Below are 15,326 nucleotides of genomic sequence, written 5' to 3' on the forward strand. Positions count from 1 at the left end.
GCAGGAATGGTCTAGCGCTCACCGAGCGCTTCACAACTGTCCCAGCCCAATCCACTTTGTGAGGTAGCGTTCATCAGCCAGGGTAATGCCGTACGCACCTTGTCCTGGGTGTCATGAAACGCAATCACCCCATGCCGCCAAAGCAGCATCAGGGTCAATACTCGATGGGCTGACTGCTCGCCGTTCAAGCTCGTCGCCAAGTCCTGGGCATCGATGCCCCACAAGGCCACCCGCATGCCCTGAGCCTCAAAAAAACCGCCGCTGTCGGCCCGGCGCTGCCCGTAGGGCGGGCGAAACAGAGGCACGTAGCGCTGCGGCACAACCTGATTGACCAGGGCGGCGCTACGCGCAATAGAGTCCTGCCAGTCTTTCCAGTGACTGTGGGAACGGTACTCCCAGCCCTGCACACCCACACACTGTCCCTTGTAGAGTGCCTGCAAGGCCAGCGCGCCCTCCTTGTCGAGACGCACCTGCAAGCTGTTACCCAGCACGAAAAAAATCCCGCTGATGGATTGCTTGCGCAAGTACCCGGTCAGCCAGTCAGTAGTGCCCGGCAATTGCGTGGGGCCGCTGTCGAAGGTCAACAAAAACAGCCGGTCGTGCATCGTCTCGCCGTTGACTTCCTGGTCGCCCAACAGAGCGATTTCACTGCTGATTTGCGGGAGCAGCGCCGCCATGCGTAATTGCTCATCCAGGTAGCGCTGGTGAAACTCACGGCCGGGCTCGGCCCAGGCCACATAAAACGAGTCATCGGCGATTGCGAACTTGCCCGCCTGCTCACGCAGACTGTCCATGTCATCGACGTAATAGCAGAACGAAGCATCCTGATCGCAACTTTGCTGCGCCAGGTTGTAGTTGGTCAGTAACCGCTGCCACATCCGCTGGCGCAGAGCATCTATTGCCTCAACATTGATTATTTTCAGACCCAACCGCTGTTTCAGGGCGCTTTCATCCAGCGCTTCGCTGACCATCAAGGCATGGGCAAAAGCGAGTATTTCGGCACGCGAGGCAACATCGAACAAGGCCGGGCTGGTCAATTGTTCGGGCCATGTGCTGCGATCCAGCGTCGCGGGCTCGACAGGTGCCGCCACCGCCCCGGCACACACCAGCCAGACCCACAAGAAAAGAGCAATGCGCACTGATCAACCCCCTGTAAAAACTGACTGCACTATAACCCGACCAGTGCCCGACCCCGCAGGCGTTGGGGGATCTATCGCGTTCATAGGTGGAGTCAAACTGCGCCAACGCCTAGAATCCCCCGACGCTAAAAGGAGACAACCCCATGCTGATGGTGATTTCACCCGCTAAAACCCTCGATTATGAAACGCCGCCCGCCACAGCACGTTTCACCCAGCCCCAGTACCTGGACCATTCCCAGGAATTGATCGAACAATTGCGCGAACTGAGCCCGCAACAGATTGGCGAGCTGATGCATTTATCCGACAAGCTGTCGGGCCTCAACGCGGCGCGCTTTGGCAGCTGGACGCCCGCCTTTACCCCCGCCAATGCCAAGCAGGCACTGCTGGCGTTCAAGGGCGATGTCTACACCGGCCTCAATGCCGTGGACTTCAGCGAGGCCGACTTCGACTATGCGCAAAGCCACCTGCGCATGCTCTCGGGGCTCTACGGCCTGCTGCGTCCGCTGGACCTGATGATGCCGTATCGCCTGGAAATGGGCACCAAACTGGCCAACGCACGGGGCAAGGACCTGTACGCGTTCTGGGGCACGCACATCAGCGAATGGCTCAACCAGGCCCTGGCCGAACAAGGCGATGATGTACTGCTCAATCTGGCATCCAACGAATACTTCTCGGCGGTAAAAAAGTCGGCATTGAACGCCCGCATCATCAATACCGAGTTCAAGGACCTGAAAAACGGCCAGCATAAAATCATCAGTTTCTATGCGAAAAAAGCCCGAGGCATGATGAGCCGGTTTGTGATCAAGGAGCGCATCGACAACCCTGAGCACCTCAAGCAGTTTGATGAGCAGGGTTATCGCTTCAGCGCCGAGCAGTCCAAGCCGGATTTGCTGGTGTTTTTGCGCGACCACGCCCCGCAGTGACCCGCTGCATGCCTCATGCTGGTAAGTTATAGGTATTCCCTGCAAGAGGCCCAGCCATGTTTATCGGCGTTTTACTGATCATTACCTGGCTTGTCCTGTTGTTGCGCTACCCGGCCAAGGCCTTGCCGGTCTCACTGGCTGCCGTGCTGGGGCTGGCGATAGTTGCAGCCTCGGTGGCGTGGCTGGACAGCCGTGAAGCGGCACAACTGGCACGCCTGGAACTGCGCATCGTTTATGACCCCGCCCAATGCCCGGCAGACCGACCGCTGCAACTGACCCTGAAAAACAGCAATGACGTACCACTGGTCGAACTTGGCTGGCGCATTGCCGCCTATGCACCGGGCGACACCGTCAATCTTGCCGACAACCTTTACACCGCCCCGCGCTACCGCGGCCCCGGCGAATTGCAAGCAGGGGCAAGCTGGCAGGACTGCTTGCCGATGCCGCCGCTGCGCACGGGTTATCGCCCGCAAACCCTCGAGTTTCGGGCAGAACGCCTGCAAGGCAGTTTTTCCAATTAAGGATGTTCCCATGCTGCGTGTTTTGATCACCGGTTGTTCCAGCGGTATTGGCCGCGCCCTGGCCGATGCTTTCAAGGTGGCGGGGCATGATGTCTGGGCCTGCGCCCGCAAGCCTGGGGATGTAGCACTATTGGCTGCGGCGGGGTTTGCCGCTGTGCAACTGGACGTCAATGATCCGCAGGGGTTGGAGCAATTGGCCGAGCGCCTGGAGCAGGCAGGCGGCGGGCTGGACGTGCTGATAAACAATGCAGGTTTCGGCGCTATGGGCCCCCTGCTCGATGGCGGCGTCGAGGGCTTGCAGCAGCAATTTGAAACCAATGTATTTTCCATTGTGGGCGTTACCCGCGCGCTGTTCCCGGCGCTGCGCCGCAACAAGGGCCTGGTGGTCAATATCGGCAGTGTTTCCGGGGTACTGGTCACCCCGTTTGCCGGCGCCTACTGTGCCTCTAAAGCTGCAGTACATGCCTTGAGTGATGCCCTGCGCATGGAGCTGGCGCCTTTTGCCATTGGCGTGCTGGAAGTGCAGCCCGGGGCCATTGATACCAGCTTCGCGAAAAATGCCAGCGCCCAGGCCGAGCAGTTGATTGCCGAGAGCTCCGCCTGGTGGCCCATGCGCGACGGTATTCGCGCCAGGGCCAGGGCCTCACAAGACAATCCCACCCCGGCCACAGCCTTTGCCGACGCAGTATTCAAGGCCGTCATGAAACCCAAGCCACCGATGTTGCTGCGTTACGGTAATGGCAGCCGCGCCTTGCCGCTGCTGGCCGCGCTGGTGCCAGCTGCCCTACTGGAAAAAATCCTGATGAAGCGGTTCGGCCTCAATACCCGTGCCTGACACTCATTATGTAGCAGCTGCTACGGGTGATAGCACAGGCCTATGCATACGCCTTCATAAAATCGATAAACACCCGCACCTTCAACGGCAAATGCCGTGTATCGGGGTAGAGCGCGTACACCCCCTGGCGGCTCAGTTGCCATTCGGGCAGCAGATGTACCAGCCGCCCCGTGCGCAAATCCTCCTCGATCAGCCAGTCGGGCAGGATCGCCACGCCTTGCCCGGTCAGGGCAAACGCCTGCAACACCGATGAGTTGTCCGCCCTGATGCGCGCCTTGCAGGGGTTGGGCTGGTAAGGACGGACGACACCGCTGCTCACCTCGGTAATAGTCAACTCCCCAACCCGGCCATGCTCCAGCCACGGCGTTTGCTCAAGCGCGTGCACGCTGTCTATCGGCACCACGCTGGCAACGAACGCCGGCGAGGCCACCGGCAGAATTCCGAAGGTGCTCAACTGCACGGCACGATGGCTGGAGTCGAGCACGCGACCCAGTCGCAAGGCCACGTCAAAACGCTCGGAGATCAGATCCGCGTGGATCGATGAGGTCGACAGCTGGACGTTGAGGTCAGGGTGCAAGGCACGGAAGAGCTCCAGCGCCGGCACCACCTTGGCCAGGGCATATTCAACGGTGGTGGTGATGCGCAGCGTGCCCTTGAGTTCGGTGTGTTCGCTGCGCGCTTCGTCAATCGCCAGCCGGGCCTCTTCCAGCATGCTCAGGCAGCGCTGGTAAAAGCGCTCACCCGCCTCAGTCAGGGCCAACCGTCGGGTGTTGCGCGTTAGCAGGGTCACGCCCAGCTCAGCCTCTAGACGCTTGATATTGAAGCTGACCACCGCACGGGTTTGCCCCAGTAAATCAGCCGCGGCGGTAAGGGAGCCAGCTTCGACCACGGCCTTGAAGGTGTCGAACCGATCGAGGCTGACCATAGAGAAACCTGCCAATTGTCAAAATAATTTTGACAATCTAGCAGCAGACGGACGGTTCCTCCATAAGCCAAAGCTGCTTACTGTGCGCTCTACTGAACAGGAGCCACCCATGGCTTACCGCAATAAAGTCGCGCTGGTGTATCTGCTGGGATTTGCCCTGGATCTGGTGAATATGTTCGCAGCCTCGATCGCCTACCCGGATATCAGCCAGCAGCTGCATGCCTCGGTCACACAACTGGCGTGGATTGGCAATGCCTACATGCTTGGCCTGATCCTGGTCATTGTGCCCAGCGTATGGCTAACCCAACTGTTTGGTGAGAAACGCCTGATCGTGCTTTCACTGACATTATTCAGCGTGGCGTCGTTGTGTGTGGCCCAAGCGACCTCAATTGAAGCTCTGATCGGCTACCGCCTGCTGCAGGGGCTGGGGGGCGGGCTGTTGATTCCGGTCGGTCAGGCTATGGCCTATCGGCACTTCCCGATCCGCGACCGGGCCCGACTGACCTCAGTGATTTTGCTGGTGGCGCTGCTAGTGCCCGCACTGTCGCCAGCACTGGGCGGCTGGATGGTCGAAGCGCTCACTTGGCGCTGGGTGTTTTATGCCAATCTACCACTGACCTTGCTTACCCTGCTGCTGGCAGTCTGCTGGCTGCAACCCGACCCGCCTGCGCAGCCCGTATTGCCCATGACTTACAGGCGCATTCGAGCTGGCGCAGCCAATATGGGCCGCCTGCTCAAAAGCCCGTTGCTGCAAGTGGCAATGCTGACCTACCTGTTTATCCCCGGCATTTTCATCGGCACGCAACTGGTGAGTATCTTGTACCTGCACCAACTGGGTTTTAGCGCCACGCAAACCGGCATGCTGATGCTGCCCTGGGCTCTGGCTTCAGCGCTGGGCATCACCCTGTGCCGCTACCAGTTCAACCGCCTTGGCCCCAAACCCTTGCTACTGCTGGGCATGAGCGCACAAGCCGCGGGTATTGCGTTACTGCCCCAAATCGATAGTTCCAGCATCGGCTTGCCCATGGCGCTGTACGCCGTGATGGGCTTTGGTGGCAGCCTGTGCAGCAGCAGCGCACAAAACACAGCCTTTATCGATATCGCACCCGAACACATGGGCCACGCCAGTGCACTGTGGAACCTCAACCGCCAATTGAGCTTCCTGCTTGGCCCGGCCTTGATGATGACCCTGTTCGGTACATTGACCGCAATCACCTCGACGTCCCACGCCTTTGCCCTATGCTTTGCCATCGGGGGTGCATTGACGCTGGTGCCGCTGGTTCCTGTTCTACGCCTTGATACATCCCGCGTGCTGGCCTTGCTCGCACCCTGACCTGGAGATTTTGATGAGTGACTATAAGCGCTACTTCGACCTGGTAAGCGAAACCCACGTCGAAATTGAAGGCTGGTTTTCCGGTCTGGAACCCGGCGTGCTGCCGGTATTGCTGGCGCGGTTTTCGCCGCAGTTTTCGATGATTGCCCCCAGCGGCACAGTGCTGGACGCCAACGGCGTAGAAACACTGTTTGAACAACTGCGCGGTGCGCGCCCGGGCCTGAACATCACCCTCAGCGAGTTCAAGGGCATTGCCCTGCACGCGGGCGGTGCAGTGGTCAGCTACCGCGAGCTGCAGGAGGAACACAACGGCAACCGCACCGACCGCCGCGCCACCGTGGTATTCGAGAAAGACGCCGACGGCAAGATATTGTGGCGGCATTTGCACGAGACGTTTTGCGCGGCTTGAACCCCGGCCTCGCGCTTGTGGGAGCGGGCTTGCTCGCGATGCCGTCACTGCGGTGTTTCAGTTAAACCGCGTCGAGGCCATCGCGAGCAAGCCCGCTCCCGCATTAACTTTACTCGGCCTTGCCCTGATCCACGATCACCGTACAGGTCGTACCCGCGGCCAGCAGGAAGCCATCGGGGATCTCGTCGATATGGATCCGCACCGGCACCCGCTGGGCCAGACGCACCCAGTTGAAGGTGGGGTTGACGTCAGCCACCAGCTCACGACTCTCGGGGTTGTCGCGGTCGTAGATACCGCGCGAGATGCTTTCAACGTGGCCCTTCAACACTTCACCGCTCATCATTTGCAGATCGGCTTTGTCGCCCACGCGGATATGCGGCAGTTTGGTTTCTTCAAAGAAGCCATAGACCCAGAACGAATCCTGGTCGATCACGGCCATTTTCGGATCGCCCACCCGTGCATAGTCGCCGCGATGCACATTGAGGTTGGTCACGTAACCATCGACCGTGGCCAGGACCTTGGTGCGCTTGAGGTTGAGCTGCGCCGCGTCCAGCTGCGCCAGGGCGTGCTGATAGTCGGCCAGGGCCGAGTCGGCGATGTTGCTGGCGTCGTCACGGTTCTCGCGGGAAATCACCAGGCTGTCCATGTCAGCCCGACGATGGGCGTTGACCTTGCGCATTTCCCAGGTTGCCTTGCGGGAGGCCACCAGCGACTGGGCTTGCTTGACCATGATTTCGTAGTGCTCAGGGTCGATTTCCAGCAGCACGTCGCCCTTTTTCACCAACTGGTTGTCCTTGACCGGCACGCCGACCACATAGCCGTTGACGTCGGCCGCGACGTTGATGATATCGGCCCGCACCCGTCCATCACGGGTCCACGGGGTGTTCATGTAATGTTCCCACAGGGTTCGGCCGATCCATATCGCAAGGGCCAAAACCAGCAAGGTGGCAAGCAGGCTGAAGAACTTTTTCATCGGATCGGTCTCAACGGTAAACAGTGAGCGCCATGGCGCCAAAAAGACAAGCAAACAGGCTCAGGCGCAGCAGCGCCGGGTGCCAGAAGAAGCGGTACAGGTCGTAGCCGGAAAACAGTCGGTCAAAGCCCCATGCCAACCCCGCCGCGATAAAAAACATCAGGGTCATGGTGGGCATGTAGACGCCGTGGAAGGCGATTTCACGAGGCATGTTCAAGTCCTTGCGGCTGGGCATAAGCGGCCAGCGGCGATTGCGGGTCAAGCAGTGATGTACGAATAAAATGCAGGTAGCTTTGCACCCGCACCAACGCCGAGGTATCGAAGTTGCGGGCAAAGGGTTCGTCGGTAGATTGCACGCGGCTGATGGCGTGGTCGACGGCAATCAGCGCGCGCTCCAGGTTGCTTTCGCTGGGGGCGATAAACAGCCGCACCAGCGCCCGGCCCATGACCCGGATGGCCTGGCGCCACGGCTGGGCCTCGGCATACGCCGGGTGAACCGGCAGGATCGCCTGCTCCTTGCGCAGCTCGATAATTGCGTGGCCGACTTCCAGCACCACAAACATCCAGCGCAGCAATTGGCGTTGCACCTGCGGCTTGCCGGCGGCCAGGCCGTAAGCCTGATGCATCAGGTCACGGGTACGGCTTTCCAGGCTGGAGCTCAGACCACGTAACTTGCCACTGATGGCATACACCACCTGTTCACGCAGATCCTGCTCCAGACGGCTCCACAACCAGCGGCTGTTGGGCGGCAGGATAATCGCACCGGCAGCGGCACAGACCAGCATGCCCATGACCATCGCGATGTAGTCATTGATGAACTGGTACGGGTTGTAGATCGTCAGGTTGTCGGGAACCGATCCGGTGCTGAAAAAAATCAGCAAGCCCAGGCCGACACCCGCGTAATTGGCCCGCGACGTAAGGAACGAACCCAGCACGATCACCGGCGTCAACACTAGGCACAACAGCGGGAAACCGTCGATATGGGGCAGCACGAAGAACATTTCGACAAAGCCGATCAACGCCCCCAGGAAGGTCCCGCAGGCCATCTGAAAAGCCATGCGTTTGGGGTTGGGCGTGGCTGCCGACAAGCCCACCGTGGCGGCGGCGATCAGGGTCATCATGGCGCCGCTGGGCCAGGCGGTCATCACCCAGTAGGTGCCGAGCACGGCCAGGATAAACGCTGCCCGAATCCCGGAAGCGGCCGCCGACCACCAGTTGGTCTGCGAAATAAACGGTTGGTCCCAACGCTCCCGTTCGTGGGTGTGATCGGCCAGCGAGGCGTGGGTCAGCGCGTAGTTGTGCAGGTCGTCGACAAAGCGGAACAGCAGCTCGTAGGCGGTATTGAAGTCGAGGAAGTCAGACGGGCTGGGTTCGCTTTGCAGAAACCTGACCCGCAACGCACGCACATGCCCTGGCAGGCTCGCCTTGAAGGCATCCAGTTGCGCGGCGAGCAAGGCCGCGTCTTTATCCGTCAACGAGCGACCGGCATAGGTGTCGAGCAACTTCGCCAGGATCTCCAGCTCCGGCTCGATGGCCGACACTACGTCCACCACACCACGGCTGCGCAAACGTGCAAGCAACTGGTGCAAGGCATTGAAGCGCGTAGTAATGGCCATGAACTCGCTGTTCAAACGACTCAGGCGGCCACTGCGACGACGCATATGCGGGTCTTCAAATACGGTCACGCTGCGCATGCCTTCGAGGCCCACGCTTTCACCGATAAAACGCACGTTGCTGGCCTCATAGGCCTCCTGGGAGGACTGGCCACGCAGGCCTTCGGCAACAAAACCGGCAAATACGCCAAAGCGTTTGTACAGCGCGTCATGCATTGCTGCGCCAGCCGTTTTGGGCAGGATCGCAGCGCTGACCACGGTGGAGCAGAGAATGCCCAGCGAGATCTCCAGCACCCGCCACACCGCGGCCATAAAGGCGCCATCGGGGTGGGCCAGGGCAGGCAGGCCGACCATTGCAGCGGTGTAACCGGCCAGCACAAAACCATAAGCACGGAAGTTGCGGCAGCGAGCAGCACCGGCGGAGCAGATGCCCACCCAGATCGCCATCGCACCGAGAAACAGCACGGTGTTCTGCGCGAACAGGGCGATCAGCGCCACCATTACCGCCGAGCCGGTCAGGGTGCCCAAAAACCGGTAAAAGCTTTTGGCGAACACCTGGCCGCTTTGCGGCTGCATCACGATAAAGACAGTGATCATGGCGGTGCGCGGTTGCGGCAGCTCAAGGCGCATGGCCAGCCACAGGGTCAGAAAGGCGGCGACCAGCACTTTGAAAATATGCACCCAGGTCACGCCATCGCTGCGTGCCCAGTCAAAAAAGCCACGGCGCCATTCCAGGGAATACAGCCAGCGTACCGGGGCGGGCAAGTGGTTCATCTACAGGCTCTCAAAATTAGCCATCGAGGGGGATTGGTGGTCAGGTTCAGTGGTTGAACAGCGCCATGACGGCCGGCGGTTTGTCGGGCACATAGCGATCGTTCTTGGGCACATCGTTGCCAGCACCAAGGCCGCCACCCAGCGCCGTCACCAGCTCGGCGTGGGCGCTCAGGCGGGCGGCCTGGACCTGCTGCTGGATCTGCTGCTGCTTGAACAGCAGGGTTTGTGCATTGAGCACGTTGAGGTAGTCGGTCAGACCACGCTGGAACGCGACCACGGCGATGTCGTAGGTTTTTTGCGCGGCCTGCACCGACTCGGCGGCAAAGACCTGCTGTTTTTCCATCGACTCGCGCTTGATCAACTGATCGGAAATGCCCTTGAGCGCAGTCACCAGGGTCTGGTTGTACTTGGCCACGGCCATGTCATAGCCACCAGAGGCCACGCCCAGTTCCGAGCGCAAGCGACCGCCATCGAAGATCGGCAGGGAAATGGCCGGGCCAACGTTGTAGTTGAGCTTCTTGCCGGTCAGAAAACCCAGCGCGCTACCACCGGTGGCCATAAAGCCGATGCTGCCCACCAGGTCTACGTTGGGGTAGAAACCGGCGTGCGCCACATCGATGCCGCGGGCCTGGGCTGCCACTTCCCAGCGGCTGGCAACCACATCAGGACGCTGTCCCAGCAGTTCAGCAGGAAGGCTCGACGGCAGTTTCAGCGCAGTGGCCAGGGCGAGGGTTGGTCGCTTGAGGCGTGCACCCTCCCCCGGGCCCTTGCCGGCCAGCGCCGACAACTGGTTGCGGGTCAAGGCGATTTCTTCTTCCTGGGCGTCAATCTGGCGATGAATCTCGGGCAGCGGCGCCTGCGCCTGGCTGACTTCAAAATGGGTGCCGATACCGCCGTCCAGGCGCTTTTGCGCCAGATCGAGAATCTGTTCTTGCTGGTGCAGAGTCGATTCGACGATATCGAGCTGGGCGTAGTGCAGCGACAGTTGGATATAGGCACGAATCACGTTGTTCTGCAGTTCGAGCTGGGCCTGACGACCTTCGGCCACACTCATGTGCGCCATGTCCACGGCCTGCTCTGTGGCATTGCTTTCGCGGCCCCACAAGTCCAGGGCAAAGCTGAAGCCCAGCGCGGCGTTGTTGTCCCAGGTTGTGGAGTTGTCCAATGCACCCGGGCCATAGAATTGGTCCGAGGGCCAGTTGTGCCGTTTGAGCGTCGAATCTGCGTTGATTTGCAGCGACTCGGCCGACTCGGCAACCCCGGCCATGGCCCGGGCCTGACGCACACGGGCTGCAGCCATTGCCATCGTTGGGCTACCCTGTACGGCAAGGCTGATCCACTCATCCAGTTGCGGGTCGCCATAAGCGTGCCACCATTGGGCTTTGGGCCAGTTCGCGTCTTTCGCGGCGCTTTGAATCGCCTCGTCGGTGGCCAGCGTATTGGCGGGAAGCATGCTGCCCTTGGGCGCGATGCCACCAAAACCAATGCAGCCGTTTAATGCTAACGATAAAGCCAGAACACTGAGGGCTTTAAGCTCTCTGCTGATGCGACGCTGCACTGCTGCAAATTCCTGAAAAGGAGGGAGGATGAGGCTTGAGATAGAGAAGTCTATGACTTGGCAGGCACAACGATAAGCGGGCATAAATGTGAATCTTTATTACCGTTCTTGGGATAATCCGTTGGTCGAATGAAAAGCGGCCTGTAAAGCCTGAAACTTCATGTCACAATTTGTTGCTGTGTAATTGGTTGCTGTCCCCTATATCGCCCCTTGAGAGCACTTCATGGACACTTTGCAAAACATGCGCGCCTTCAGTTGTGTGGCCGAAGCCGGAAGTTTCACGGCCGCTGCCGCCATGCTGGACACCACCACTGCCAACGTCTCGCGCGCGGTCTCCAACCTTGAGGCCCACCTGCAAACACGCCTGCTTAACCGCACCACCCGCCGCATCGCCCTGACCGAAGCCGGCAAACGCTATTTACTACGCTGCGAGCAAATCCTGGCCTACGTTGAAGAAGCCGAAGCCGAGGCCAGCGACGCCCACTCGCGCCCAGCCGGGCAATTGAAAGTGCACACCATGACCGGCATCGGCCAGCACTTCGTGATCGACGCCATTGCCCGCTACCGCAAGACCCACCCCGACGTGACCTTCGACCTGACCCTGGCCAACCGCGTGCCGGACCTGCTCAACGAGGGCTACGACGTGTCCATCGTGCTGGCCAGCGAGCTGCCGGACTCGGGTTTTGTGTCCCAGCGCCTGGGCATCACCTACAGCATCGTCTGTGCATCGCCCGGCTATGTGAAAGCCAATGGCACGGCAACCAAGCCCAGCGACCTGCTCAACCATTCCTGCCTGCGCCTGGTCAGCCCGGTGATTGCATTGGACAAATGGGTGTTTGAAGGCCCGGAAGGCCAGGAAATGGTGCTGATCAACTCTTCGCCGTTTCTGGTCAACTCGGCCGACGCGATGAAAACCGCGATCACCAGCGGCATGGGTGTCGGCGTGCTGCCGGTGTACGCCGCCATCGAAGGCCTGCGCAACGGCACGCTGGTGCGCATGCTGCCCAAGTACCGCTCCCAGGAACTGAACCTGTACGCCATCTACCCGTCGCGCCAGTACCTGGATGCCAAGATCAAGACCTGGGTCGAATACTTGAAAAGCTCGCTGCCGGAAATTCTGGCGGCGCATCAGACTGAACTGGCCACCTATAGCTGATTGCGATTTTGTGGGAGCGGGCTTGCTCGCGATTGCTACAACGCGGTGTATCTGCCACACCCCGACGATCCAATCGCGAGCAAGCCCGCTCCCACAGGTCAAGGATTGGCAGCGGGCGGGCGAGAATGTTAGCGTGCTTACATTCCCGACAGCCGATGAGTCTTGTTCAGATGAGCCTTTCCAGCACCAAGAAAACCGTACTTGCCTTCAGCCGCGTCACCCCCGCGATGATCGAGCGCCTGCAACAGGATTTCAACGTCATCGCGCCCAACCCCAAGCTGGGCGATATCAACGCCCAATTCGAAGAGGCACTGCCCCACGCCCACGGTCTGATCGGCGTCGGCCGCAAACTGGGGCGCAAGCAGCTGGAACATGCCCGGCAGCTGGAGGTCGTCTCCAGCGTCTCGGTGGGTTACGACAACTACGATGTCGACTACTTCAACGAACGCGGCATCATGCTCACCAATACCCCGGACGTGCTGACCGAAAGCACCGCCGACCTGGGTTTTACCCTGATCATGAGCAGCGCCCGTCGGGTCGCCGAGCTGGACGCCTGGACCAAGGCCGGCCAATGGCAAGCCAGCGTGCCACCCGCCCTGTTCGGCAGCGATGTCTACGGCAAGACCCTGGGTATCGTCGGCATGGGCAATATCGGCGCAGCCGTTGCCCGTCGTGGCCGGCTGGGTTTCAACATGCCAATCCTGTACAGCGGCAACAGCCGCAAGACCGCACTTGAGCAAGAGCTGGGCGCGCAATTTCGCAGCCTCGACCAGTTGCTGGCCGAAGCGGACTTCGTCTGCCTGGTGGTGCCATTGAGCGAGAAAACCCGGCATCTGATCAGCCAGCGCGAACTCAAGCTGATGAAGCCGAGCGCTATTCTGGTGAATATCTCCCGTGGCCCGGTGGTCGACGAACCGGCACTGATCGAAGCCCTGCAAAACGGCACCATTCGCGGTGCTGGCCTGGATGTTTACGAGAAAGAACCGCTGAGCGAATCACCTTTGTTCGCGTTGAAAAACGCCGTGACCCTGCCCCATATCGGCTCGGCCACCCACGAAACCCGTGAGGCGATGGCCAACCGCGCCCTGGCCAACCTGCGCAGCGCCCTGCTGGGCGAACGCCCGCAAGACCTGGTCAACCCGCAGGTGTTCAAGGGCTGAGGCAAGGTCTGTTGTGGGAGCGAGCTTGCTCGCGATTGGATCGCCGAGGTGTGACTGATACACCGCGTCGCTGCCATCGCGAGCAAGCCCGCTCCCACAGGGGGTTACAGACTCACGCCAGCTTGGCGTTCAATGCCACCGGCTTGGGTTTGCGAAACACCAGCACGTTACCCAGCATCACCAACACCAACCCGGCCAACGCCGGGGGGGTCCACTGGTAGCCTTCGGCAAAGGCCGACACATTCAGCGCCACCAGCGGGAACAACACCGTGCAATAGGCCGCGCGCTCCGGCCCCATGCGCCCGACCAGGGTCAGGTACGCGGTAAAGCCGATCACCGAGCCCGGTATCACCAGGTACAACAGCGAACCGATATAGCGCGTGTTCCATTCCATTTCGAACGGGATACCCCTTAGCGCGCAGTACACCGCCAGCATGCTGGCACCATACAGCATGCCCCAGGCATTGGTGGTCAGCGGCTTGAGCCCGGCTTTCTGTTGCAGGCTGGACAGCATGTTGCCCGCCGAAAAACACAGGGTGCCGATCAACGCCAGCCCCAGTCCGAGGGCAATATGCGGTGTGGCGGCATGCCCGCTCAATTCCGGCCAGAACAACAGGCCCAGCCCGAGCATGCCCAGGGCACCGCCAGCGATCACGTTGCGGGCGATTTTCTGCTTGAAGAAAATCCGCGCATTCAGCGCATTCCACAAAGTGGCGGTAGAAAACACCACCGCGATCAGGCCTGTGGTCACCCACTGGCTGGCGGTCAAGAAACACATGAAGTTGACACAGAACAGGCACAACCCCTGGGCCAGGCAAATCAGATGCCCGCGCCTGTTCATCACCTGCAACTTGCGGCTGAGCAACAGCACGGCAAACAGCACCAACGCCGCCAGACCAAAGCGGTAAACGATGGACACCGGTATCGCCACCACCCCCAATTGCAATTTCAGGGCGATCCAGGTGGTGCCCCAGATCAAGACAGTCATTACATATAAAAACAGGTTCATGGCGCACTCCAGACAATGGCCTTCAGTCTGGGCCCGCTGCCTGGGCCGCACTTGCAGATTCTTGCGCTTTTGTTGGCCCGGGGCTGGCAGCCGCAGTGCGACGGAGTAGGATGCGAGCATGCCCGCATTCGATACCCTGCAAGTCTTCCAGTCCATGAACAGCTCGCCCAATGCCCGTCTGGTGCACAGTGCCGAGCTGGGTGAAGGCTTGGCCGCTGCTGTGTGGACCAACCACCACGATGCCCGTGAGTATGAAGCACCGACGCACCACACCTTGTCGTGCTATATCTCCGGCGGCACCGGTACTTTCAGACGCGAACAACCCGGCGCCAAGGGCTCACCGGGCAAGCTCTGCGTGCTGCCCGCCGATCATCAATCGGCGTGGGTGATCAATGGCGAAATACGCCTGGCCCATGTGTATGTCAGCCAGGAGCAATTTGCCCTGGGCTGCATCGCCCTGCTCGACCGCGAACCCAGGGAGATGCAATTGCGGGAACTGACCTTTCAGGATGACGAACAGCAAACCCGCCGCTTTCATCAACTGATCCAGACCAACTGGGACGAGCCCGCCGAACGCCTGCTCACCAGCAGCCTGGCCAGCGCCCTGCTCGACCATGCCGTACTGACCCAGGTGGGGCTGCGTGACGGGCTGCAACTCAAGGGCGGGCTGGCGGCCTATCAGCGCCGCCAACTGGTGGAATACATCGAGCACCGGCTGGCCGAACCGCTGAACATCGGCCAGTTGGCAGCGCAGTGCGCGCTATCGCCTTACCACTTTGCCCGCATGTTCCGCGAAAGCTTTGGCGTACCGCCCCATCAATACCTGCTGGCCCGCCGCCTGGCCCGCGCCCGCGACCTGCTGCGCAACAGCACACTGGCGTTGGGCCATGTTGCACTGGCCTGTGGCTTCGCCAGCGCCAGCCACTTCGCCAACCGCTTCAAGCAAAGCCTGGGCGGCACGCCGGGGGAGTTTCGGGCGGTGTTCAGGTAACCCTGGC

15 protein-coding genes are annotated in these 15,326 nt (G+C 60.5%); 8 read left to right on the forward strand and 7 right to left on the reverse strand.

Annotated features, from left to right (window positions below; genetic code table 11):
* Positions 1-11: 11 nt before the first annotated feature.
* Positions 12-1,139: a polysaccharide deacetylase family protein gene (locus tag ACP7BE_RS17590; RefSeq protein ID WP_095024909.1), complete on the reverse strand. Its 1,128-nt coding sequence runs from the start codon at positions 1,137-1,139 to the stop codon at positions 12-14.
* A gap of 143 nt (positions 1,140-1,282) precedes the next feature.
* Between ACP7BE_RS17590 and yaaA the strand changes: the two genes are divergently transcribed.
* The 3 genes from yaaA to ACP7BE_RS17605 are packed head-to-tail and all read left to right on the forward strand — an operon-like array spanning position 1,283 to position 3,418.
* Entirely contained in the window at positions 1,283-2,062 is a 780-nt protein-coding gene (gene yaaA / locus ACP7BE_RS17595) for a peroxide stress protein YaaA (protein ID WP_095001205.1), read from the forward strand.
* 56 nt (positions 2,063-2,118) lie between these two features.
* Complete coding sequence (locus tag ACP7BE_RS17600) at positions 2,119-2,583, forward strand: multidrug transporter (RefSeq protein ID WP_095001204.1); 465 nt, start codon at positions 2,119-2,121, stop codon at positions 2,581-2,583.
* A 10-nt stretch (positions 2,584-2,593) separates the two neighbouring features.
* Complete coding sequence (locus tag ACP7BE_RS17605; protein ID WP_095001203.1) at positions 2,594-3,418, forward strand: SDR family oxidoreductase; 825 nt, start codon at positions 2,594-2,596, stop codon at positions 3,416-3,418.
* Between the two features lie 40 nt (positions 3,419-3,458).
* On the opposite strand, the gene ACP7BE_RS17610 is transcribed toward ACP7BE_RS17605, so the two are convergent.
* Positions 3,459-4,343 (reverse strand): LysR family transcriptional regulator, encoded by an 885-nt coding sequence (locus ACP7BE_RS17610; protein WP_426106674.1) that lies wholly within the window; start codon positions 4,341-4,343, stop codon positions 3,459-3,461.
* Between the two features lie 109 nt (positions 4,344-4,452).
* On the opposite strand from ACP7BE_RS17610, the gene ACP7BE_RS17615 reads away from it, so the two are divergent.
* On the forward strand, positions 4,453-5,676 hold the full coding sequence (locus ACP7BE_RS17615; RefSeq protein WP_426106676.1) for an MFS transporter: 1,224 nt from the start codon (positions 4,453-4,455) through the stop codon (positions 5,674-5,676).
* Between the two features lie 13 nt (positions 5,677-5,689).
* The gene (locus ACP7BE_RS17620) at positions 5,690-6,085 is read left to right on the forward strand and encodes a DUF4440 domain-containing protein (protein WP_150628601.1); all 396 of its coding nucleotides are present in this window, start codon (positions 5,690-5,692) and stop codon (positions 6,083-6,085) included.
* A 109-nt stretch (positions 6,086-6,194) separates the two neighbouring features.
* Here ACP7BE_RS17620 and ACP7BE_RS17625 read toward each other — a convergent pair whose 3' ends face one another.
* The 4 genes from ACP7BE_RS17625 to ACP7BE_RS17640 are packed head-to-tail and all read right to left on the reverse strand — an operon-like array spanning position 6,195 to position 11,003.
* A complete protein-coding gene (locus ACP7BE_RS17625; RefSeq protein ID WP_016781860.1) occupies positions 6,195-7,058 on the reverse strand; it encodes an efflux RND transporter periplasmic adaptor subunit in 864 nt (287 codons plus the stop codon).
* A 10-nt stretch (positions 7,059-7,068) separates the two neighbouring features.
* The gene (locus ACP7BE_RS17630; RefSeq protein ID WP_016781859.1) at positions 7,069-7,269 is read right to left on the reverse strand and encodes a DUF1656 domain-containing protein; all 201 of its coding nucleotides are present in this window, start codon (positions 7,267-7,269) and stop codon (positions 7,069-7,071) included.
* Positions 7,259-9,445 carry an FUSC family protein gene (locus ACP7BE_RS17635; protein ID WP_426106679.1) on the reverse strand — a complete coding sequence of 729 codons (2,187 nt, stop codon included), beginning with the start codon at positions 9,443-9,445 and terminating at the stop codon, positions 7,259-7,261. The genes ACP7BE_RS17630 and ACP7BE_RS17635 overlap by 11 nt, the downstream gene beginning before the upstream one ends.
* Positions 9,446-9,491: 46 nt before the next feature.
* On the reverse strand, positions 9,492-11,003 hold the full coding sequence (locus ACP7BE_RS17640) for an efflux transporter outer membrane subunit (RefSeq protein ID WP_150628602.1): 1,512 nt from the start codon (positions 11,001-11,003) through the stop codon (positions 9,492-9,494).
* A gap of 223 nt (positions 11,004-11,226) precedes the next feature.
* Here ACP7BE_RS17640 and ACP7BE_RS17645 point away from each other — a divergent pair, with 223 nt between their 5' ends.
* Both ACP7BE_RS17645 and ACP7BE_RS17650 read left to right on the forward strand, forming a co-directional pair.
* Complete coding sequence (locus tag ACP7BE_RS17645) at positions 11,227-12,159, forward strand: LysR family transcriptional regulator (protein ID WP_095001197.1); 933 nt, start codon at positions 11,227-11,229, stop codon at positions 12,157-12,159.
* Positions 12,160-12,329: 170 nt separating this feature from the next.
* Complete coding sequence (locus ACP7BE_RS17650; RefSeq protein ID WP_095001196.1) at positions 12,330-13,319, forward strand: 2-hydroxyacid dehydrogenase; 990 nt, start codon at positions 12,330-12,332, stop codon at positions 13,317-13,319.
* A 112-nt stretch (positions 13,320-13,431) separates the two neighbouring features.
* Here ACP7BE_RS17650 and ACP7BE_RS17655 read toward each other — a convergent pair whose 3' ends face one another.
* Positions 13,432-14,328, reverse strand: a complete 897-nt coding sequence (locus tag ACP7BE_RS17655; RefSeq protein WP_095018257.1) for a DMT family transporter — start codon at positions 14,326-14,328, stop codon at positions 13,432-13,434.
* A gap of 118 nt (positions 14,329-14,446) precedes the next feature.
* Here ACP7BE_RS17655 and ACP7BE_RS17660 point away from each other — a divergent pair, with 118 nt between their 5' ends.
* Positions 14,447-15,319: a helix-turn-helix domain-containing protein gene (locus ACP7BE_RS17660; RefSeq protein WP_095038766.1), complete on the forward strand. Its 873-nt coding sequence runs from the start codon at positions 14,447-14,449 to the stop codon at positions 15,317-15,319.
* Positions 15,320-15,326: the final 7 nt, after the last annotated feature.

The organism is Pseudomonas sp. TWR1-1-3 (assembly GCF_049896805.1).
GTDB lineage: Bacteria > Pseudomonadota > Gammaproteobacteria > Pseudomonadales > Pseudomonadaceae > Aquipseudomonas > Aquipseudomonas bubulae.

Coding starts and splice junctions, on each gene's coding strand:
- ACP7BE_RS17660 (WP_095038766.1), top strand. CDS start 14,447: ATGCCCGCATTCGATACCCTGCAAGTCTTCCAGTCCATGAACAGCTCG.
- ACP7BE_RS17655 (WP_095018257.1), bottom strand. CDS start 14,328: ATGAACCTGTTTTTATATGTAATGACTGTCTTGATCTGGGGCACCACC.
- ACP7BE_RS17625 (WP_016781860.1), bottom strand. CDS start 7,058: ATGAAAAAGTTCTTCAGCCTGCTTGCCACCTTGCTGGTTTTGGCCCTT.
- ACP7BE_RS17605 (WP_095001203.1), top strand. CDS start 2,594: ATGCTGCGTGTTTTGATCACCGGTTGTTCCAGCGGTATTGGCCGCGCC.
- ACP7BE_RS17610 (WP_426106674.1), bottom strand. CDS start 4,343: ATGGTCAGCCTCGATCGGTTCGACACCTTCAAGGCCGTGGTCGAAGCT.
- ACP7BE_RS17600 (WP_095001204.1), top strand. CDS start 2,119: ATGTTTATCGGCGTTTTACTGATCATTACCTGGCTTGTCCTGTTGTTG.
- ACP7BE_RS17635 (WP_426106679.1), bottom strand. CDS start 9,445: ATGAACCACTTGCCCGCCCCGGTACGCTGGCTGTATTCCCTGGAATGG.
- ACP7BE_RS17650 (WP_095001196.1), top strand. CDS start 12,330: ATGAGCCTTTCCAGCACCAAGAAAACCGTACTTGCCTTCAGCCGCGTC.
- ACP7BE_RS17615 (WP_426106676.1), top strand. CDS start 4,453: ATGGCTTACCGCAATAAAGTCGCGCTGGTGTATCTGCTGGGATTTGCC.
- ACP7BE_RS17620 (WP_150628601.1), top strand. CDS start 5,690: ATGAGTGACTATAAGCGCTACTTCGACCTGGTAAGCGAAACCCACGTC.
- ACP7BE_RS17645 (WP_095001197.1), top strand. CDS start 11,227: ATGGACACTTTGCAAAACATGCGCGCCTTCAGTTGTGTGGCCGAAGCC.
- yaaA (WP_095001205.1), top strand. CDS start 1,283: ATGCTGATGGTGATTTCACCCGCTAAAACCCTCGATTATGAAACGCCG.
- ACP7BE_RS17630 (WP_016781859.1), bottom strand. CDS start 7,269: ATGCCTCGTGAAATCGCCTTCCACGGCGTCTACATGCCCACCATGACC.